Here is a 19,053-nt window from a genome sequence, read left to right as displayed (position 1 = left end):
AGCTATAATCTGAACTATATATGAATAGGTTATATATTTTATTGTTGATCGGAGTGTTCTGTGTATCCGCTTGTACGGATTTGGACATTCCGCCGAAAAATGTGATCGGTGACGAGACGTTGCTGACGAATGAGTCGGGTATGAAAGTGTACCTTGCCCGGATGTACAGCCGGATGCCGTTCGAGGACTTTAAGTACATGGGCGAATGGGGTATGGAATACAACGGCTGGTTGAACGCATCCGGTATCGAAGGTACCGGCGAGGCCGTGAACCGTGACGGAATCTGCCGCGCGTTTACCAGCGAGCGGACCGCCTACTGGAAAGATGCCTTCGTGTTGATTCGCGATGCGAACTACTTGATCGAAACGTTGCCGGAGTATAAAGAGTCATTTCCGGAAGTCACCTATAACCATTACCTGGGAGAGGCCTACTATGCTCGAGCTACCGCATTTTATGCCATGGCGCGTCGCTTCGGCGGCGTGCCCCTGGTGACCCGCGTTATTAAATATCCGAACGATGAAAATCCGGAAATAGCCCGGTCCACAGAGGAGGAGACCTGGGATCAGGTATTGGCCGACTTCGATATGGCCATTTCCCTGCTGCGTTCGACCAACCCTGACACGGAAAGAGGTTACGCTACCAAGTATGTGGCGTTGGCATTCAAGTCGGAAGCGATGTTGTATGCCGGTAGTGTCGCGAAATACAATGAGACCGTTCCGGGCCGCCTCACAGGTCTCGGCTTGAAAACGGGTGTGCGTGTGATGGGCTTTGACCCCACGACCTGGGACGCAGCATCGCGCCGCTATTTCCGCGAAGCGTATCTGGCAGCCCAGGAAGTGATTAAAAGCAACCGATTCTCGTTGTACAAGAAGAAGTGGGCCGCCAATGACAAAGAAGCGCAATACCAGAACATGGTCGATATGTTCTCAGATCTCAGCAGCACGGAGACCATCTATGCGCGAGAATACACATACCCGATTTCCACCCACGCGTATGACGCATACAATTCACCGTATATCTTCAAATCGCCCCTGGCATCGGGCACTTGCCCGACACTGGATTTTGTCGAGCTGTTTGATGGTTTCCCCCGCTATCCCGACGGTACGATTAAAGTTACAACCGGTGATAGGAACAACGAGGGAACGTATGTCATGTACGACTCTCCGATGGATTTCTTCGAAAATGCCGAACCCCGTCTGCGCGCGTACGTAATCTTCCCGGGTGATATGTTTAAGAACCGCGAGATTGAGCTCCGTGCAGGTATTTATACCGGTAGCACGCCGATCAGTCCACTGTTCAATGACTATTCTTATGCCAATGCCGAAAGACACTATCAACAGCTGAATCAGTACACGGGAGTTCCCAAGTCGCTGTACCTCAGCCCGCGCGAATTGACCGATCAGGAAATCGTGCCGGTGAACGGAGTACCCACGGCAGCAGCGGGCGAAAATGGCCCGTTCTATAACAATGGCGAAGGCTGTCTGACGGGTCTTTTAGGTCGCAAGTGGTTGAATCCGGATCCGGCATTTGTACCGGCGGAAGGCAAGTCGGCGCAGCCGTACGTCCTGATGCGTTACGCAGAAGTGCTGTTGAACGCTGCTGAAGCGGGTGTAGAGCTGAGCCTGGCGGGTGAACCTTCACCGGACGGATCGGACATGCTGCAAGTGGCAACGGATGCGATCGCCGCCATTCGCGAGCGCGCGGGCGCTAACCCGTTATTGGGAAGCATTACCGGCAGCGAAGCAGGGCGCAACCTCGTTCGGAAAGAACGTCGCAAGGAACTGGCGATGGAACACAAGGCCAAGTGGGATCTGCGTCGTTGGAGAGTTAATCACTATGAAGCGCGTGATTTGTTCTGGGGCGAAGCGCGTGATAAAGACATGTTCAGCAATAACTCGCGTTACAAGTTCCGCGGCCTGTATCCGTTCATGTCTTCACAGACCGGTCAGTACTTCTTCGATGCCCACTTCCAATGGGTGAGCCAGAAGACGTTCGAATATAACATTGTAGATTATTATTTCGCGATTCCAGGTGGCGAGGTGTCGAAGAGCCCGCTCATTGACCAGCAACCGAACCGATAGGGAATGATGAATTGCCAATATTTAAGAATTACAAACATGAAGAAAATATCAGTATATATAGTTTCGCTGGCGCTGCTCTCGCTCAACTCCTGCGGGCTGTTTGAATTGGATAATAAAGATGAACCGTCGGCAGCGATTCAGGGCGAAGTGGTGGATGCTGAAACCGGCGCGCCGATCCTCACCGACCAGGGAAGCGAAGGTATTCGCGTGCGCTTGCTGGAACTCAGCTATGGTGAGAACGTGCTGCCGAATCCTGACTTCTATTGCAAACCTGATGGCACATTTCAGAATACCAAGATTTTTGCCGGCACCTATAATGTGCGTGTAGATGGTCCGTTCATTCCGCTGCTGCGTGAAGATGACCGGGGAACTCCACTGGCCGACGAAACACAGGAGGTTGCCATTGGTGACCTAACGAAGGTAAAATTTGAAGTGCAGCCCTTCCTGAACATTGAATGGGTCGGCGAGCCTCAGATTATCAATGGCAAGGTGAAAGCGCAGGTACGCGTTACCCGCGGCGTGTCGGAAGAAGAGTTCCGTTCGAAGATCGAGCCGATGGGAGGTTATAACGCGAACTTTCAAAACGTAACCGATATCCAGCTGTTCGTCAGCTATTCTTCAACGGTGGGGTATCGTGCACGCGACGAGCGTTGGTCCAGCAAGATTGAATATGCCGGGGGCGCTTTTAACGCCTTGCTGGGCGAAGTGGTGACGATTGAATCCATCGGTACGATTCCTTCGGGAAGATCCGTATTCGTCCGTGCGGCCGCGCGTATCAACTACGACACACCGAAAGGTAGTGGTACAAGAAGATGGAATTACAACGAATCCAAGCAACTGCTGGTTCCGTAAGCTGAATTTGGGATTAACGCCAGAGGTTACAGCCGGCGTTAGTCGTTGACCGTCTCTGAAATAATAGGAAGGTCATGTTACTGGAAGCTGTTCGAAAGCAGCTCGCCGCGGGCATGACCTTCTTTTCTTTAACAAGGAGTATAGAGTTCTCATGTGCAAGTCGATTTTATTTTGTCTTTTAGTAGCGTTTTCGGTTCAGGCGTTTTCTCAATCAACGCCCGCGGCGTCTAAGGTGTCAGGCCAACCCGGCGAAAAGACCGTTTTTCAAACCTCCAATCCCTGGAAGCCCGTAACAGACGTGCGGGCCGATGTGGCGATCGTTTACAGCGTGAAAGATCATCACGGCAAAGGAAATATGACCTTTGAGCAGCGCGTGCAAAGCTGGCGCGACAAAGGATATAAAACTCATTTCATGACCGGTATTGCCTGGGGCGAATACCAGGACTATTTCACCGGCAAGTGGGATGGCAAATGGCACCTCGACGAAGGGCAGGTGACCCAAAAGGGAGACACCCTCTGGCATGGACGCCTGGTGCCGTACATCGTGCCGTCCATGAACTTCATTAAATACATGAAGGAAGCTGTCATCAAGCGCGTGATCGACGCGGGTATCGACGCCATCTTTCTGGAAGAGCCTGAATTCTGGGCACGGTCTGGCTACAGCACAGCCTTTAAGAAAGAGTGGAAAGAATATTATGGATTTGACTGGAGGCCGCAGCACGAGTCGCCGGAAAACACCTACCTGTCAAATAAGTTAAAATATCATCTGTACTACCGCGCATTGAACGAATGCTTCACGTATGCGAAGGAGTACGGCAAGACCAAAGGCATGAACGTACGGTGTTATGTGCCCACCCATTCGCTGGTGAATTATTCGCAGTGGATGATCGTCAGCCCCGAGGCGAGCCTGGCATCGCTGCCCTGCGTGGACGGCTACATCGCACAGGTATGGACCGGCACGTCGCGCGAGCCCAATTTCTTTAATGGAGAGAAGAAAGAGCGCGTGTTTGAAACGGCGTTCCTGGAATATGGCTCCATGGAGTCCATGACGGCGCCCACGGGAAGAAAGATGTTTTTCCTGACGGACCCGATCGAAGACTGGCCCCGCGACTGGGCGGACTACAAGAAAAATTACCAGGCTACGTTCACCGCGCAGCTGCTGTATCCGATGATTGCGGATTACGAAGTGATGCCCTGGCCGGACCGCATTTATCAAGGTCTCTATCGCACCAGCGCCAACAGCGACAAGAAAGCGCAGATCCCTCGTTTTTATTCTACGCAGATGCAGGTGATGATCAATACGCTGAACAACATGCCGCTGTCGGAGAACAAGGTGAACGGTTCGCAAGGTATCGGCATTCTGATGTCCAACTCCCTGATGTTCCAGCGGTTTCCAACGCACAGCGGTTACGAAGACCCGCAGTTGGCTAATTTTTATGGTCAGGCACTTCCGTTGCTGAAGCGCGGCGTACCTGTCAAGACCGTGCATATTGAAAATGTATCGTTCCCGCAAACCTGGAAGGACGTCAGCATCCTGATCATGTCGTACGCCAACATGAAACCCATGGATAAGACCGCCCACGACCACCTGGCGGCATGGGTGAAGAACGGCGGCGTGCTGATATACAGCGGCCGGGATGACGATGCCTTCCAGCGCGTACAGGAATGGTGGAATACCGGCGGCAACACATTCCAGGCTCCGTCGGAACATTTATTCAGGACGCTGGGTTTGAAAGAACCGTATCAGGCCGGTGAATATACCTGCGGCAAAGGCAAGGTTGTGATTCTGCGCAACGACCCGAAGGAATTTGTGTTGAAAGCAAACAGCGATGAAGAATATATCAACACCGTCAAAAAGCTATACGAAGCAAAAGCGGGTGAAGCAACGCTGCAGTATAAGAATCACTTCGCCCTGACACGCGGCCCCTACGAAATTATTTCGGTTGTAGATGAAAATTCAGACGCGTCGCCATATGTCCTGAAGGGGAAGCTCATCGATCTGTTCGATCCCGAAATTCCCGTACTGGATCAAAAGCAGGTGAACCCGGGTGAGCAGGCGTTTTTATACAATATCGGCAGCGTGAAGAACCCGAAGACACCACAGGTACTGGCTGCCGCCGCGCGCGTTTACGACGAGAAAGTCAGCAAGAAGTCTTATACGTTTATAGCCAGGAGCCCGGCGAGTACGACCAACGTGATGCGGGTACTTTTGCCGGCCCAGGCAAAGAAGATCCAGGTAACCGATGCTGCCGGAAAGCCGGTGGAGTCGAAGACTTCGTGGGATGCCGCGAGCAAGACCTGTTTCCTGAGTTTTGAAAATAATCCCGACGGAGTTCAGGTGAAACTGAGCTGGTGACGGGATCGACGATACGTTTTAGTTAGTTAGTTTAGGTAAGTTGTTAAGTTTAGCGTTTAGCTTGGGTAAGTTTACGTTAAGCTTTTATAGGCGTGGGGATAATCATTCCCCATCGCCTTTTTGTAATCGATCACAAATGTCTGGTACCGGATCCGCGCTTCATCGTTCATTTTCAACCGTTGCATCGCTTTGATCTGGAAGGCGAGCGATACATCGTTCAACGGATCGATGTTGGCAATGGCTTCGGCGAACGCGATCGTTGTGAGGTAAAGTTCGGCATCAAAGCTTTTTTCCATCTCCCATAGCAATACCGGTTCGAGCTTCTTTTCCACTTCTTCTTTGAAAGAGTCATAAAGCGGATGGTCGGAGAGTTGCAGGAACTTGCCGCGCGAAACGATTTCGATCAGCTCGTCGCGGCGTGTCTCCACTTCGTTGGCGGTGATGATCTGAATGCAGCGGGTATAGTCACAATAGAAGCTTTCGGTTTGGGCTATTTTGAAAAAACCTTTTTCATAGACCAGTTCGATCCCGTCGAGCTCGCTCAATACCTTGCGCAGGTGATTGATGGTAACGCCTCTGGAGTTTTTTACTTTGTCCGCTGGCTTGTCGGGCCACAGGATGTTGCTGAGCCGCTGCGACGCGATACCATCTTCGGTGGTCGTGTACTGCAGAATGAGACAGAATATTTGTTTCAGCTGGGCGCTGAACATATACGTGATGTCGCGGTTGCTTCGGTCTCTTACCGTGAACTCGCCAAAAAGATAGATAGCGTTGGGCCTTGCTGTTGTCGGTTCCGGTTTTTCCGTTTCGATATACAGACTTTGTGTGTCGTCGTCGTTCTCGGTGAGCTTGGACTGTTGCTTCTTATAGAGAATATACGCCGTGCCGGCGGCTAACAGTGACGCAAAGATGGCGACCGCCCAGGCATAGTTCCGCTTTTCTCTGGAATAACTGGCCAGCTCGTCGGCAGTGATAGGCGGGAACGACAATGAGTATACCTTGAGATCGGAGGAAATGTCATCGTCAAATTCCTGCACGACGGCGTACAGGTTGTTCAGCGCGCTGTCGTAATATACGTTGGCATTGGTCGTGATCTTGTCGGAGTAGATGGGGATGGAATCGCCCAGTATCTTGTAGCTGCCGTCTTTCAGCGAGAACTGGTACAGCTTGAGGAACGACTCGGAAAAATGCTCCGGGTAGCACAGCGTATAAAAGCAGGAGTCGTCCAGTACCACCATGCCGCGTACGGGCACCATATTGTCGTGCTCCCAGGGAATTTCCCACAGCTTGGCAACGCGCTTGGTGTTTAAGTCTACTTTATAGAGATCGTAGTAGTATTTTCGGCCGACGGTTTGTTCACCCGATTCGTTGCCCATACCCCCGAAAATGTAGATGGAGTTGTTCTTTCGTAAATACCCGACGGAAGAAAAGTAGCGTGGCGACAGGAAGTCTCCGGTGAAACCGGCCAGCGTGTCCCATTTATTTTTATTCAGATCGTAAGCATAGAACGTGTTGCTGTAGTGCATTTTTCCGAAGCCTCCGAAGATGGTATATTGATCGGTGGAAGGGTTGAAGTACGAGCCATGATGGTGCAGGGGGCTGATGAGCTGGCTGGTGTTTTCGGCCGTCCATTGATGGGTGTCGAGGTCAAGACTCGCGACGGTGGGACCGGTGTAATTGTCGCGCGGTGGCGCGTAGTAAGTTTCGTACGAATACAGCTTGTTGTCCCGGGTGTCGATGAAGTTCGTTCCCAGGATGAGCTCGACCGGGCATTTTTCTCCAAAGACCTGGACGGTTGTTTCGCCCGACCGTACATTGTATATATGCAACGAGTCGCGGTTGAAGTAGTATATCTCCTTCTTTTCGGGGTTGTAGTTAGCGCCCGCGACAGACTCTGATTTAAAAGAAGCTTTATACCGCCAGTGATAGGCGTCGTTCACGAGCCACTCCGGGTTGGATACATGGCCGAAGGCCGTGCCGTTGGCATCGTGCACGATGTCACCCGTACTCTCTTTCAAGGGAAAGAAATAGCGCTCTTTACCGCCGATGGAGAGGTTTTTGATCGCAAACGACGGCACGTCGATGATGTGATCGCTTTTGCCGAAGAGGATCGTAGGACGATAAGTATCGGGCAGGGCGTTGGCAGCGCTGAACTTCTGGTTGTGGATCGTTAAATAGATGGAGTCGCGCTTCAGGTCAAAGGCGATCTTCATTTTAAACCAGGGCAGGTTCAGCAGCTCCTTTTCGCGGAAGGTGGCAACGATCAGGCTGTATTTACCCTCCTCGTTAAACTTAAAGACCAGGTTGCTGCCCTGTGCGTCGTAGAACAGGTTGTAGATGCGGTTGCTTTCGGCATTTTTGATGCGGATGATGTAACCGATCCGGGTGGTGGCGTAGAGCGACAGATCGAACTCAATGGTCAGGCTGTCGGAAAATTCTACTATTTGATCACCGAAAACGTTGTACGACGTTCTTTGATTGATGGGCTGTTCGCTGCCATGAAACTTTAATCCGCCCAGCGAGGCAGCTTGCAACGGCATAAAACCAAATACTAGAAATATATAGCAATATGATTTTATCAGTGAAAGCATAGCTTTAAAATTCCGAAAGAAACTCCGTTCGCCCCCTTGCTCTGTCATCCTAAAGGTCTTAATCGATTGGTTTTTGGGACAAAATAAAAAAAAAGATCATTTTCATTCCTGTCTGCACTTTGTTCTGCGGGTCATCTAGCTCTGCCAGCACGGAACACACGCTAGTGCAAGAAACCCGGGTAGGTCCCTAAAAAGCGATTATTTTATTTGCTAAAGCATTGATTTTCAATTTATTATTTCATGTACCGACAGGGTTTAATCTCCCAGGGGTTAACGCGGCCAATTTTCGCTGAAAGACGCTTATTCAGTCTGATTTCCAATGAGTTACGTATTTTAAGCGCCTTATACGGCCCGAAGTTTGGTTCATCCGGAGTTAGCCTGAAAGATTTGTACGAATATCAGAATTCTTGGCGCGCGGCGAAGCGATTCAGGGATTTCCAGGAGGTGAACGGTGTTAGCGATAACGTTGCAAAAGGACGTTTTGAACGAAAGCGTTTGCCGGGCCGGACCGGTGGCGACGGCTAAAACTATGTATATTCGACAGGGGGTATCATGTTATGGAACCTATGGCAAACGATCCGGCGCCGGTATTCTCGCATGCCGAGCCTGTACTGGCGGTAAAGAATGTAATGGAGTCTGTGACTTACTGGCAGGATGTACTCGGTTTTCCCGACAAGTGGATCTGGGATCCACCGACGTTGGGGGCGGTGTCCTGGCGCGGGGCCGCCCATATACAATTTTCGGAGGAGCCGGAGCTTGCCGCGGCGTCGGTCGGTAACGCTGTGTGGATCCGCATGCGTAATATCGAAAGCCTGTATGCGCTTCATCAACGGAACGGAGCGACGATCGTGGACCCTTTGCAGATAAGGCCGTGGGCTCACAAGCAATATACTATACGCGATATCAATGGTTATTATATCCATTTCGCCGCCGTGGCCAAGGCCCGGAATCCGGCGCCCGAAGCATCGCCGGTTCGCATTGCGCTACGACTGCCCACACTCGCAGAGCACTCCGGTCTCTTGCGGGCGGTAGGTTGGCTGGCAGCGGAGGCTGAACTAAAGCAGCACCCTGCGGTATTTCGTATGGCCTCTGTTGCAGAAGATATAGCCACGGGCGCGGCTGTGGGATGCGCCTTCCTGGTAGGAGACAATATGAGCTTTTATTATATACGCGAAGTGATGGTGCTGCCGGCCTGGCAAGGGCGCGGCATCGGTACCGCGCTCATGCAAGGGCTCATCGATTGGCTGAAAGCGAATGCTCACCCCAAAGCTACCGTGGGTCTTTTCACAGGTGATCACCTGGCGCCGTTCTATGGGCAATTCGGATTTATACAGGCGTGTGGGATGTATCGCGAGGTAGGGGATCTGTAAGCATGATCCGTACAATGTTATAGGCGGCGAGCTTTTAACCCCCGGGATTCCGTGGGAAGGGTAGTGCTCGCAGAAGCACGGTTAAAAAATCGGTTGGAATGATTCCTTTCGCGAATTAATGCCTACCTTGATTTCCGGGAATACTCAATCACTATCCTCTATGAACCGCCGGGATTTTATCATCAACTCATCCATGGTTTTAGGCATGCCGTTGTTATCGCAGGCTTTCGCCGGCGCAGCCAAACCGCTGAAAATGGGCTTGCAGCTGTTTACCATCCGGGACGCACTCGCCAAAGATCTGAACGGCACGCTGAAAACAGTGGCATCCCTGGGATACCAGGACCTGGAAACCTATGGATTTGAACCGGAGACTAACCGGTATTATGGTATAGATGCATCAGCCTTTAAAAGCATGCTGGATCGCCTGCAACTGACCACCAGCAGCGGCCATTATGACTTCTATCGGTACTTCCTCCAGCCGGAGGATGTATTGCGTCGTTATGTCGACCAATGTATCGAGGGGGCGAAGGCCCTGGGACAGAAATATATCACGTGGCCCTGGCTCGATCCGGAGTCGCGTACGATCGACAAGTTCAAACTCCTGGCACAAACGCTGAATAAGGTCGGTGAGCAGGTGAACAAGGCGGGACTGGGCTTTGCCTACCACAATCACGATTACGAGTTTACAGATCAGCAGGGCGTGAACGGGTACGACGTACTGCTGGCCGACACCGATGCATCGCTGGTAAAATTGCAGATCGATCTGTATTGGGTTATGCATTCGTCCAAGCTCACGCCCGCGGAGCTTTTTAAAAAGCAACCGGGCCGCTTTGTGATGTGGCATATCAAAGACATGGATCGAAAAACACGCGATTATACCGAGCTCGGCAATGGGTCGATCGACTACACCGCCATACTTCCCTATGCTTCTCAGTCAGGGCTTCAGTACTATTTTCTCGAGCAAGGCGGTAACTTCGCGGTGAACTCCATGCAAAGCATTCGGGACAGTGCCTCGTATTTCAAGACCAACCTGCAAGCATTGTTACGATAGTACGTTTCGTTCAAAGATATGCAGTACAGCTTCCTGGGCTAATACATAAAGTTTGTCTCCTTTTACGCCCATGTCTTCGACCCAGAAATAGCCTTCGGTGACGGGAATATCGATATGCCACAACAATTCACGAGTGCTGATCTTGACAACACCGATGACATGCGCTCCTTCGCTGGTATAATGCGGTACTCTGTTCATAAAATACAGCTCATCGCCCTGTACGATAAAACAGTTTGCCTGAAAATGAAAATTATGGCCTTTTAGGGTTTCTGAAAAGTCGACGGTGCGCCACGTCAACGTTTTTGGATCTAGTATGCCCAATTCCCGACCCCCGGTACCGTAGATCAGTCCGTTGTGGAGCTGTATTCTACTTTTATCAAACGGAATCTTTTCGATGATCTCGCCCGTGGCGACATTCAGACAAAGCACGACACCCGTGACCAGACTGATAAACAGTTTTCCGTCGAGCAGTATGCGATCGTACATAACGGATCCCTCCGTTTCACCGGACACTTCATACACGTTCATGGTCCAGAGCTCCTGGCCGTCGGATAGCCGATGACAGGAAAACAGGGCTCCCTGTCTGACAAAAAAATACTCGCCGCGGATGTCGCTTGGGAAGTTGTCGTCCCAGGCATACGTCACAGCGTGCAGGTTGGCGTCCAGCCTGATAAATTTCTCTACGTCGTCAACTTCTTGAAATACAAATACATGATCGGCGTTCTGGTATATCGGTAAACGGCAAAATGTGCCATCGAAGTGCTTTATCTTTTCGCCCTTTCGGTACACTTCCAGGTTATCCATTTTGTTAAAGCAAAAGATATACGACAGGTCGGCCCGGAAGTCTTTCATGTTTTCGGCAATGACACAGGTGCCATTGTCATCTTTACAGATAACCGTGCCGCGTCGGTCTATATAGATCAACGATCCCTCTGAGAAATCGGCATATCGTACCTGTTCCACTACTTCGGTTAACCTGAAAAGCATGTATCCTGTTTTCAGGTAAAGATCAATCTAAAACGGTATAAACATATCGATTGTCGTTAAAATGTAGCTGTAATGGATGAACGGTTGATTCTTGGATCCTGAGGACACGTGTTGGCTAAACGCAGCGTTGATCCCCCGGAAAGCTATAGTTTAATACTAATAAAGCCTTCAGGTACTGTACCTTGAAGGCTTTATCGAGCGCTCCTAAGCCTGCTTTTTCCGTTTGATACCAAAGTCGGATTTGCGCAGTTTACACATGCGGCAATAGCTTGTCCCAACGTCTGGGTTGGGCTACTTTACCACGGTTGCCTCCAGCTCGACTTTCAACGTTTCAAACAGCGCTTTTACTTCAAAGAAGGTAGCGGCCTGCCGGATCTCATTTTTGGCGATCCATTTTCCGAATGCCTCAAAACAGGGGAAAAATTCTTCATGCGAAGTAGTATAAACGTTCAGACGCACGATGTTTTTGCATTCATACCCGGCCTCGCGGATTACCTGTTCCAGGTTCTGGATCGCCAGCTGTAACTGTGTTTGCATGTCTGCCGAACTGGACGTTCCATCCGCATGCACGGCTGCCTGCCCGGCGCAATACAACGTGCTTTGTACCTGTTTTACTTCCACCGCCTGAACGTAATGACGTTCGTCCTGCCATTTCCATGGATTGATAACTCGTTTTTCCATTGTGTTTTTGCTTTGCGTTATAATGGCCATACACCTATATGACCGATTTGTAGGACAAAGCTACCGACACCTCCCGAGTTGTGACCGTGACCTACCGCACGATTATGGTGTGCGGCAGGTCACACCGCCAACCGGCTCAGGGTCTCCCGTGAAACTCCTAAGAAGGCCGCCAGGTGGGTTTTAGGCACGCGTTGCAGGAGCGATGGATGCTGTTTGACCAGTTGGTTATAACGCTCTTCGGCGCTGGAGGTCATCAGGGAAAGGATCCGCCGCTGGGCGGCGAGGAACCCAAAGATTGCCTTCTCCAGAAAAAAGTGCTCGATCTTGGGCAGGCCGGCACAGAGCGCTTGGTAATTGTCCAGTGATAGGCAAAGGACTTCCGTATCTTCTAAACATTCCATAGACAACGTCGCCTTTGTCCGGGTATAGTAGGCCTGGAGGTCGGTGTCCCACCAATCTTCCATGGCAAACGCCAGGATATGCTGCCTGGATTCGTCGTCTGTATATACCAGTTTTGTCAACCCCGATAGCAGGAAATAGTTATACGATACCGGCTCTCCCTTTTGTACGAGGAACTGATGTTTTCTAAAGCTCTTTGCGGTAAAGTGTTTGCTTACGAATGCGAACTCGTCGTCTGTAAGGGGAGCGATCTTGTCGATATGTGCCTTTAATTTCTGATGCATAGCGTGACAAATATAACGCCTTTTAATACCGGATAAATTGTAAGCAGGCCTGCCGTCTGCCAGATCGGGAGCCGACAGCCCGCTGTTTCCCGAGGCAGGATTTGCGAAGACATTGTCTAATTCCTAACTTCGTTGCGTGTCAAGAGATTTTCATCACAAGCCCGGTTGCATCTTGTATGTATGCTGCGGAAGCAAATGCAAAAAGCGCGGCGGAAAGCATCTGTACAAGCAATTAAAAAGCACGGTCAAAGAGCAACGGTTGAGACGGGAAGTACAGGTCATTAAGACCGGTTGTACCGATAACTGCAAGCGCGGTCCCGTCGTGGCAGTAATGCCAAAGGACGTATGGCACTTTGAAGTGACCGAACAGACAGCCATGTCTCTTCTGGAAGATAACGCGCGGTGATCGACCCTATTTACCTTGGGGCGCTGCCTGCTGCGTGGTGGTAGGCCCTTCTACCACGAGCGTTCCGTTATTCAGAATCTTCATACGATCGATAAAGACAACCCGTTCGTCACCCGTCGCCAGCGTACGCGCATGATATACGCAGAACATCTCTTTCCCGTCCGGTGAATAGGTAACACTATTGTGTCCCGTTCCCGTCACCACGCCGCCCTTTTCTGTGTTTTTCTGTAATACCGGGTTGTTGGCCGCTTTGGTGAACGGACCCAGCGGGCTTTTTGAAGTGGCATATCCTACGGCGTAGTTCTTGCCGCCGAAATAGTTGGCGGAATACATCATGTAGTAGGTGTCTCCTTTTTTGAAAATGACGGAGCCCTCCGTCCAGCGGCGGTTGACTTCTTTTGACGTCACCGAGCGGCTCTCCCAGTCCGCCTGTTTATCATTCATTTTTACCGGGGGACGCAACTGCAGCACGGGCTCGCCTATTACGCCGCTGAAATCGGGCTTCAGCTCCACGCCGTACACCCAGCTTTCTTCTATCGTATCGAACCACCCTTTTTGTTTGGCCCAGGCGGCTACTTCGCTTTCCACGGGGTGCTTATAGCAACACCGCGAGTAGTACAGGTAAATTTTACCGCTGGCATCGAAAAGGACGTTGGCGTCTATGACAGGATACCCCGGATCAAAGACAGGCTTATCGGTCAGGTCGATAAAGGGACCGGTCGGGCTATCCGCCACCGCGACCCCGATCCGAAAATTCTCCAGTTCCTTGCCAGGGTTGTGCTTCCATTGCGCACTGTAGAACATATAGTACTTTCCGTTATATTCATATACTTCGGGTGCCCAATAGGCGCCGTCCCAGGCGGCGGTGGAATCGCTCCAGCCATTGCGATTACCCGCATAGAACACCTGCCCCTCATCTTTCCAGTGTACCAGGTCGGTCGACGAATAGGCGGCAAATCCATTTTTGGCCCTGCCACCGGTACCGTACATATAATATTTATCTTTTGTATGCAGTACATACGGATCGCCAAACGTCACCTGCAACGGGTTCTGATACGTGCTGCCGGTCTGTGCAAACAAGCCGCTGTCATGGAGGACTAGCGTTAAAAGAAGAGAGGCTATTAAAATCTTTGCTGCAGGTTTCATTCGTTATTGTGTATACATACAAATATAACGGCAGGAACTTACATACGAAAATGGAAGGGATCGCTTATTGCTCGTGCCGGTAGGTGGCAAACAGCTTCCAAAACTTTTGCGCGAGCTTGAAGTCGAATCGCTCTTTCTTGAAATCATTCAGGACCAGATAAATTTTTTCGTCTTTCATTTCGTATTGACCGATCATAATCTCCCGCTCGGCAACAAAAAGCCCGGTCTTGTGCTGACAGAGGTGGATATTCTGTTGGGTCACCTCCTCGAAAATCAGTACATCGCCCATCTGGTAGAGCGGAAGCGATTCGTGGTGGGGAATATTCGAGTTAACTCCCAGCGCGAACAGGTTGCGATTGTTTACTTCCGGCAGGGTGAGCTTCGGAAAACTGTTCCAGTCGTTGAATGACAGTTCCTGGTAGCAACATTTCATGTAAATGGCGTCATTCATGAATGGAACTTGTCGAAGTTGAAGATTTATGATGTGATTTTCATCCTCGATCAGCTTATCTCCGTTATACTTCAGTATTGCATGGATGGACAGGTTCTCTCCGATAAACTGGTCTAGCGGAATGCTAAAATAATTGGCAATTTGCGCGACTGTCTCAATTCTAGGCTCCGCCCGATTCTCCTCATAAGAAGAAATATTCCCTCTTGTTAGCTCAAACAAGTCTGCAAATGCCTGTTGGCTAAGGCCTTTCGTAGTTCTGATCTTCTTAATATTAGCGCCGATCTTTGTCATACCCCTCAAAGATAGTTGTAATTTTGGTTATCACAATGCTAATATTTTTTGCATTAACGAAAATAATCGGTAGCTTTGTTCCTGTCAGCAGACACCACGCGCATGAACCCTTTTGAGACTATTGAAGACTTCGCACGCAGGCTTAACTGCAGAATCCTGTATAAGAACGAACAGCATGGTATTCTCAAGATCGATAATCAACCCGACGGCATCCACAATCTGATTCTCGGCATTGCGCCTCCGATTCTCATTATGGAGCAGTTTTTATTCTCCTTTCGGGAAGATAATCTGAACATGTTCAAAAAGCTGCTGCAAAAAAACCGGGACACCATCCACGGCGCCTTTGTCATAAATGAGGAAGGCGATCGGGTATTATTCCGGTATACCATGCAGCTTCAAAATATCGACTTCAATGAGTTTGAAAGCGCGTTGAACTCCCTCGGTTTACTACTGAGCGAATTTTCGCAGCAGATCATTGACTTTTCGAAGCTGTAATAGAGAACCAGCGATTGTTTCACCAAAAAATTATCAGTCATGAATATTTTCAAAAGGCTTTTCAGGATCGGACAGGCTGAAATCCATGCCGCGGTTGATAAGATGGAAGATCCCATTAAAATGACGGAACAGGGCCTTCGTGAGCTTCGCGCGGATCTAACGGAAGCAACGGAAGCCTATGCGAAGGTGAAAGCCCTGGCGATCCGTGCCGAAAACGATCAGCTTCAGCGTCTGGAAGAATCAAGAACTTATGGCGAAAAGGCTATATTGATCATGCAAAAAGCGCAGTCCGGGCAGGTTGACTTGATCAAAGCGGAAGACCTTGCGCGGGAGGCTTTGTCGCTCCATCGAAAGTATTACCTGGAATCAGAAGAGCTCGCGGTTCAAGTCGTGGCCTTGCAGCGATCCTCCCGGGAGATGTTGCAGAACACCGAGATCCTCAAGGAAAACATGGAGAAGTGGGAGAAGGAGTTGCGGACATTAAAGGCCCGGATGAAAGTCAGCAAGGCGACAGAACAAGTGAATAAGCAACTCGCCCATGTCGATAGCAACGGAATAATCGCCATGCTCGAACGCATGAAATCAAAAGTAGAAGATCAGGAAGCCCTTGCCAAAGCCTATGGTGAAATGTCCCGCGAACGACATAGCAAAAAAGATGAGCTGGACAGTTTGTTGAAGAATGATTCATCCTCTATTGAAAAAGATCTTCAGGCAATCAAAGAAAAATTAGGCATTTCATAAAAATACTCAACATCCCGATGTCAAGTATAAAAGATCTCCTGTTTCACCCGCTGAGCAACGCGATCATGACCATTCTTACAGGCGTGACAGCTATTTATTGGATCATCACATTTTTCGCAGGAGACTTGTTCGGGGATTCTGGCGCGGACAGCGATTTTGCCGGGCACGGAACAGACCTCGATACCGACGTTGACGCAGACGCGGCAGACGCATCTTTTTTCCAGAAGACGCTGGAATTCGTAAACATCGGGAAGGTCCCGTTCATGGTCGTATATTCTGTATTTAAATTACTGGCCTGGGTTATTACCTTGACGTCATCGATATTTTTAGGCTTGGCAAGCTGGGGCTGGAGATCTGTTGCCATTCTTCTGCCGGTTTTTTTTATCGCGTATCTGATTACCCGGTATGCAACCAAACCGTTGGTCAAAGTTTATCATTCCATGGGCTATAATGGAGAAGAACCGCAGGAATTGTTAGGGAGGATTGCCCGAATGAAAAGTACCATTTCAGGCGATACCATCGGCGCCGCGGAGGTGAAAATACAGAGTGATATCATCCGTGTCAACGTAAAAAGCAAAACAGGCGAATCGATCGCATACGATTCGGAGGTAATGATTGCCGGCGAATCAACCGATAAGAAATTTTACCTGGTTGTACCGGAAATCACGCTCTCCAGCATTACCTGAAGCGTTTCGCAATTGATTTACACACATAATAACATCTAACCTTAAAACTTTTCTGACTATGGACCTACTTGGCGGTATTAGCTTATTGCTTATTGGCGGAATCGCATTCATTATCTTTATTATTCTCTTTGCGTTTGCGACTTTTTACAAAAAAATCCCGCAGGGCAAGGCAATTGTGCGTACCGGGGTTGGTGGTGGCAAAGTCGCCTTCAACAAGGGAATGTATGTAGTTCCCATCCTTCACCAAATGGAGATCATGGATATCTCGGTGAAAAAATTGCAGATAGACCGCCTCGAGCAGGATGGCCTGATTTGTAAGGACAACATCCGCGCGGATATCAAAGTAGCGTTCTTCGTTCGCGTAAATAAGAACGTAGACGACGTGTTGAATGTGGCGCAAATCATCGGTACCGAACGCGCCAGCGATACCGAAACACTCCGCAACCTTTTCGAGGCAAAATTCTCGGAGGCCCTGAAGACAGTAGGCAAGAAGTTCGACTTTATCGAGCTGTATGAAGCCCGCCGCGAATTTAGGACGGAGATCCTGAATATTATCGGAACCGATCTGAACGGTTACATTCTGGACGACTGTGCGATTGACTTTCTTGAGCAGACCGAGATAAAATTCCTCAGCCCGCAAAACATCCTGGACTCCGAGGGCATCAAGAAGATCACGGAGCTTACAGCCGCGCAGAATATAAAATCCAATCTCATCAAACGGGAAGAAGAGCGTGTGATCAAGAAGCAGGACGTTGAGGCGCGCGAGTCCATCCTGGAACTGGAACGTCAGATGGCCGAGAAGGAAGAAAAGCAGCGTAGGGAGATCGACAACGTGCGTGCACGCGAGCAAGCGGAGATTATTAAAGTACGCGAAGAAGAAAGACTAAAATCCGAAACAGTGCGGATCAAAACGGAAGAGTCCCTGGCCGTGCAGGAAGAAAACAAGTTGCGCCAGATCATCATCGCAGAGAAGAACAAACAACGGACAGATGCCGTTGAAACGGAACGCGTGGAAAAGGATCGTGCTCTCGAGGCCACCGAGCGCGAGAAGATCGTAACACTGGCACAAATTGAAAAAGAGAAAACCGTAGAGGTAGAGCGTAAGAACATCCAGGATGTTATTCGTGATCGCGTGCGTCTGGAGAAAGGCGTAGTGGAAGAGCAACAAGGCGTAAAAGACCTGGAAGCTTTCCGTCAGGTGGAGCGTAATAAGACGGTGGGGATCACACAGGCCAGCCAGCAGGCCGAAGAGAAGCTCATCTATACGGTGAAGGCTGCCGAGGCTGAAAAGAAAGCCGCAGAAGAAAAAGCGAAACAATTGGTGATCGATGCCGAAGCGAAGAAAGAAGCCGCGGTGAAACAGGCGGAGGCACGGAAGATACTTGCAGAAGCGCAAGCACGGGAAGAAGCAACGCGTGGCCTCTCGGAAGCGGAGGTTATGATGGCCAAAGCGGAGGCATCCGAGAGACAGGGTATTGTCGATGCGACGGTTATCGAGAAAGTGGCGGAAGCAAAACGCAAAGAAGGTTTGAGCCAGGCGGAAGTTACGAAAGAGAAGGCGCTGGCAGAGGCTGCCGGTATTCAGGAGAAGGCAGAAGCGATGAAAAACCTGGACGCCGTTGGAAAAGATCACGAAGAGTTTAAGCTGTTACTCACCAAGGAAAAAGACATCGCGCTCGCGCAGATCGATATTCAGAAACACATTGCCGATTCACAAGCCGTCATCTTGGGCGAGGCGTTGAAATCTGCGCGAATCGATATCGTGGGTGGTGAAACGATGTTCTTCCAGAATATTGTCAACCAGGTCTCGAATGCAAAAGGTTTCGATCGTCTGATCAATGAAAGCGAAAACGCCACACAGCTCAAAACAGCACTCTTGGGTGACGGCGAAAATGGTGGAGACCTGTTACCCCGTATCCGTCAGTTCGCCGAGAAATACAATATCACCACGAACGATATTAAAAACCTGACCATTTCCAGCCTCATCCTGAAAATGCAGCAGAATAGCTCGGAAGAAGATCGTCCGTCGCTGCTGAACCTTGCCAACCTGGCCAGCAGCCTGGGGTTGTCTAACAGGAAGTTGTAAGTATATCTAACATCGATGGTTAGCTCCCTGCGTCGGAATCCATTGAAGCATGGAGCAAACCATCGATGAAGCTCCCCGTTCGGATCGGGCATTAATTTG

16 protein-coding genes and 1 pseudogene are annotated in these 19,053 nt (G+C 50.1%); 10 read left to right on the top strand and 7 right to left on the bottom strand.

Annotation, left to right across the window (positions count from 1 at the left end; translation table 11 throughout):
• Positions 1-20: 20 nt before the first annotated feature.
• The 3 genes from KK078_RS10910 (at position 21) to KK078_RS10900 (ending at position 5,289) form a co-directional block, all read left to right on the top strand.
• Complete coding sequence (locus tag KK078_RS10910) at positions 21-2,081, top strand: RagB/SusD family nutrient uptake outer membrane protein (RefSeq protein ID WP_254090306.1); 2,061 nt, start codon at positions 21-23, stop codon at positions 2,079-2,081.
• A gap of 36 nt (positions 2,082-2,117) precedes the next feature.
• Positions 2,118-2,933: a DUF3823 domain-containing protein gene (locus tag KK078_RS10905; RefSeq protein ID WP_254090305.1), complete on the top strand. Its 816-nt coding sequence runs from the start codon at positions 2,118-2,120 to the stop codon at positions 2,931-2,933.
• A gap of 232 nt (positions 2,934-3,165) precedes the next feature.
• The gene (locus KK078_RS10900; protein WP_254090304.1) at positions 3,166-5,289 is read left to right on the top strand and encodes a hypothetical protein; all 2,124 of its coding nucleotides are present in this window, start codon (positions 3,166-3,168) and stop codon (positions 5,287-5,289) included.
• Positions 5,290-5,360: 71 nt separating this feature from the next.
• Here KK078_RS10900 and KK078_RS10895 read toward each other — a convergent pair whose 3' ends face one another.
• Entirely contained in the window at positions 5,361-7,829 is a 2,469-nt protein-coding gene (locus tag KK078_RS10895) for a Kelch repeat-containing protein (RefSeq protein WP_254090303.1), read from the bottom strand.
• A gap of 617 nt (positions 7,830-8,446) precedes the next feature.
• Between KK078_RS10895 and KK078_RS10890 the strand changes: the two genes are divergently transcribed.
• Both KK078_RS10890 and KK078_RS10885 read left to right on the top strand, forming a co-directional pair.
• Positions 8,447-9,250, top strand: coding sequence for a GNAT family N-acetyltransferase (locus KK078_RS10890; RefSeq protein ID WP_254090302.1), 804 nt, complete (start codon positions 8,447-8,449; stop codon positions 9,248-9,250).
• A 160-nt stretch (positions 9,251-9,410) separates the two neighbouring features.
• Entirely contained in the window at positions 9,411-10,301 is an 891-nt protein-coding gene (locus KK078_RS10885; RefSeq protein WP_254090301.1) for a sugar phosphate isomerase/epimerase family protein, read from the top strand.
• On the opposite strand, the gene KK078_RS10880 is transcribed toward KK078_RS10885, so the two are convergent.
• From KK078_RS10880 to KK078_RS10870, 3 genes are all read right to left on the bottom strand, one after another.
• On the bottom strand, positions 10,293-11,288 hold the full coding sequence (locus tag KK078_RS10880; RefSeq protein ID WP_254090300.1) for a hypothetical protein: 996 nt from the start codon (positions 11,286-11,288) through the stop codon (positions 10,293-10,295). The genes KK078_RS10885 and KK078_RS10880 overlap by 9 nt on opposite strands.
• A gap of 291 nt (positions 11,289-11,579) precedes the next feature.
• Positions 11,580-11,969, bottom strand: a complete 390-nt coding sequence (locus tag KK078_RS10875) for a RidA family protein (RefSeq protein WP_254090299.1) — start codon at positions 11,967-11,969, stop codon at positions 11,580-11,582.
• 119 nt (positions 11,970-12,088) lie between these two features.
• A complete protein-coding gene (locus KK078_RS10870; RefSeq protein WP_254090298.1) occupies positions 12,089-12,652 on the bottom strand; it encodes a Crp/Fnr family transcriptional regulator in 564 nt (187 codons plus the stop codon).
• Between the two features lie 136 nt (positions 12,653-12,788).
• Here KK078_RS10870 and KK078_RS30780 point away from each other — a divergent pair, with 136 nt between their 5' ends.
• On the top strand, positions 12,789-13,058 hold the full coding sequence (locus KK078_RS30780; protein ID WP_394370557.1) for a (2Fe-2S) ferredoxin domain-containing protein: 270 nt from the start codon (positions 12,789-12,791) through the stop codon (positions 13,056-13,058).
• Positions 13,059-13,064: 6 nt separating this feature from the next.
• On the opposite strand, the gene KK078_RS10865 is transcribed toward KK078_RS30780, so the two are convergent.
• The 3 genes and pseudogenes from KK078_RS10865 to KK078_RS30775 form a co-directional block, all read right to left on the bottom strand.
• Positions 13,065-14,204 carry a glycoside hydrolase family 43 protein gene (locus tag KK078_RS10865; protein WP_254090297.1) on the bottom strand — a complete coding sequence of 380 codons (1,140 nt, stop codon included), beginning with the start codon at positions 14,202-14,204 and terminating at the stop codon, positions 13,065-13,067.
• 64 nt (positions 14,205-14,268) lie between these two features.
• Entirely contained in the window at positions 14,269-14,655 is a 387-nt protein-coding gene (locus KK078_RS10860; protein WP_254090296.1) for a hypothetical protein, read from the bottom strand.
• A 117-nt stretch (positions 14,656-14,772) separates the two neighbouring features.
• A pseudogene (locus KK078_RS30775) lies at positions 14,773-14,946 on the bottom strand (helix-turn-helix domain-containing protein); the annotation flags it as partial.
• Between the two features lie 102 nt (positions 14,947-15,048).
• Between KK078_RS30775 and KK078_RS10855 the strand changes: the two are divergent.
• From KK078_RS10855 to KK078_RS10840, 4 genes are read left to right on the top strand one after another with little or no spacing between them, the layout of a single operon-like run.
• Entirely contained in the window at positions 15,049-15,441 is a 393-nt protein-coding gene (locus tag KK078_RS10855) for a YbjN domain-containing protein (RefSeq protein WP_254090295.1), read from the top strand.
• 39 nt (positions 15,442-15,480) lie between these two features.
• Positions 15,481-16,182 (top strand): PspA/IM30 family protein, encoded by a 702-nt coding sequence (locus tag KK078_RS10850; protein ID WP_254090294.1) that lies wholly within the window; start codon positions 15,481-15,483, stop codon positions 16,180-16,182.
• Positions 16,183-16,199: 17 nt separating this feature from the next.
• Entirely contained in the window at positions 16,200-16,868 is a 669-nt protein-coding gene (locus KK078_RS10845; RefSeq protein WP_254090293.1) for an OB-fold-containig protein, read from the top strand.
• A gap of 58 nt (positions 16,869-16,926) precedes the next feature.
• Positions 16,927-18,954, top strand: a complete 2,028-nt coding sequence (locus tag KK078_RS10840; RefSeq protein ID WP_254090292.1) for a flotillin family protein — start codon at positions 16,927-16,929, stop codon at positions 18,952-18,954.
• Positions 18,955-19,053: the final 99 nt, after the last annotated feature.

It is taken from the genome of Dawidia soli (assembly GCF_018598185.1).
GTDB lineage: Bacteria > Bacteroidota > Bacteroidia > Cytophagales > Cyclobacteriaceae > Ohtaekwangia > Ohtaekwangia soli.
The sequence above is the reverse complement of the archived record's forward strand: the minus strand, read 5'-3'. Positions and strand labels throughout refer to the sequence as shown.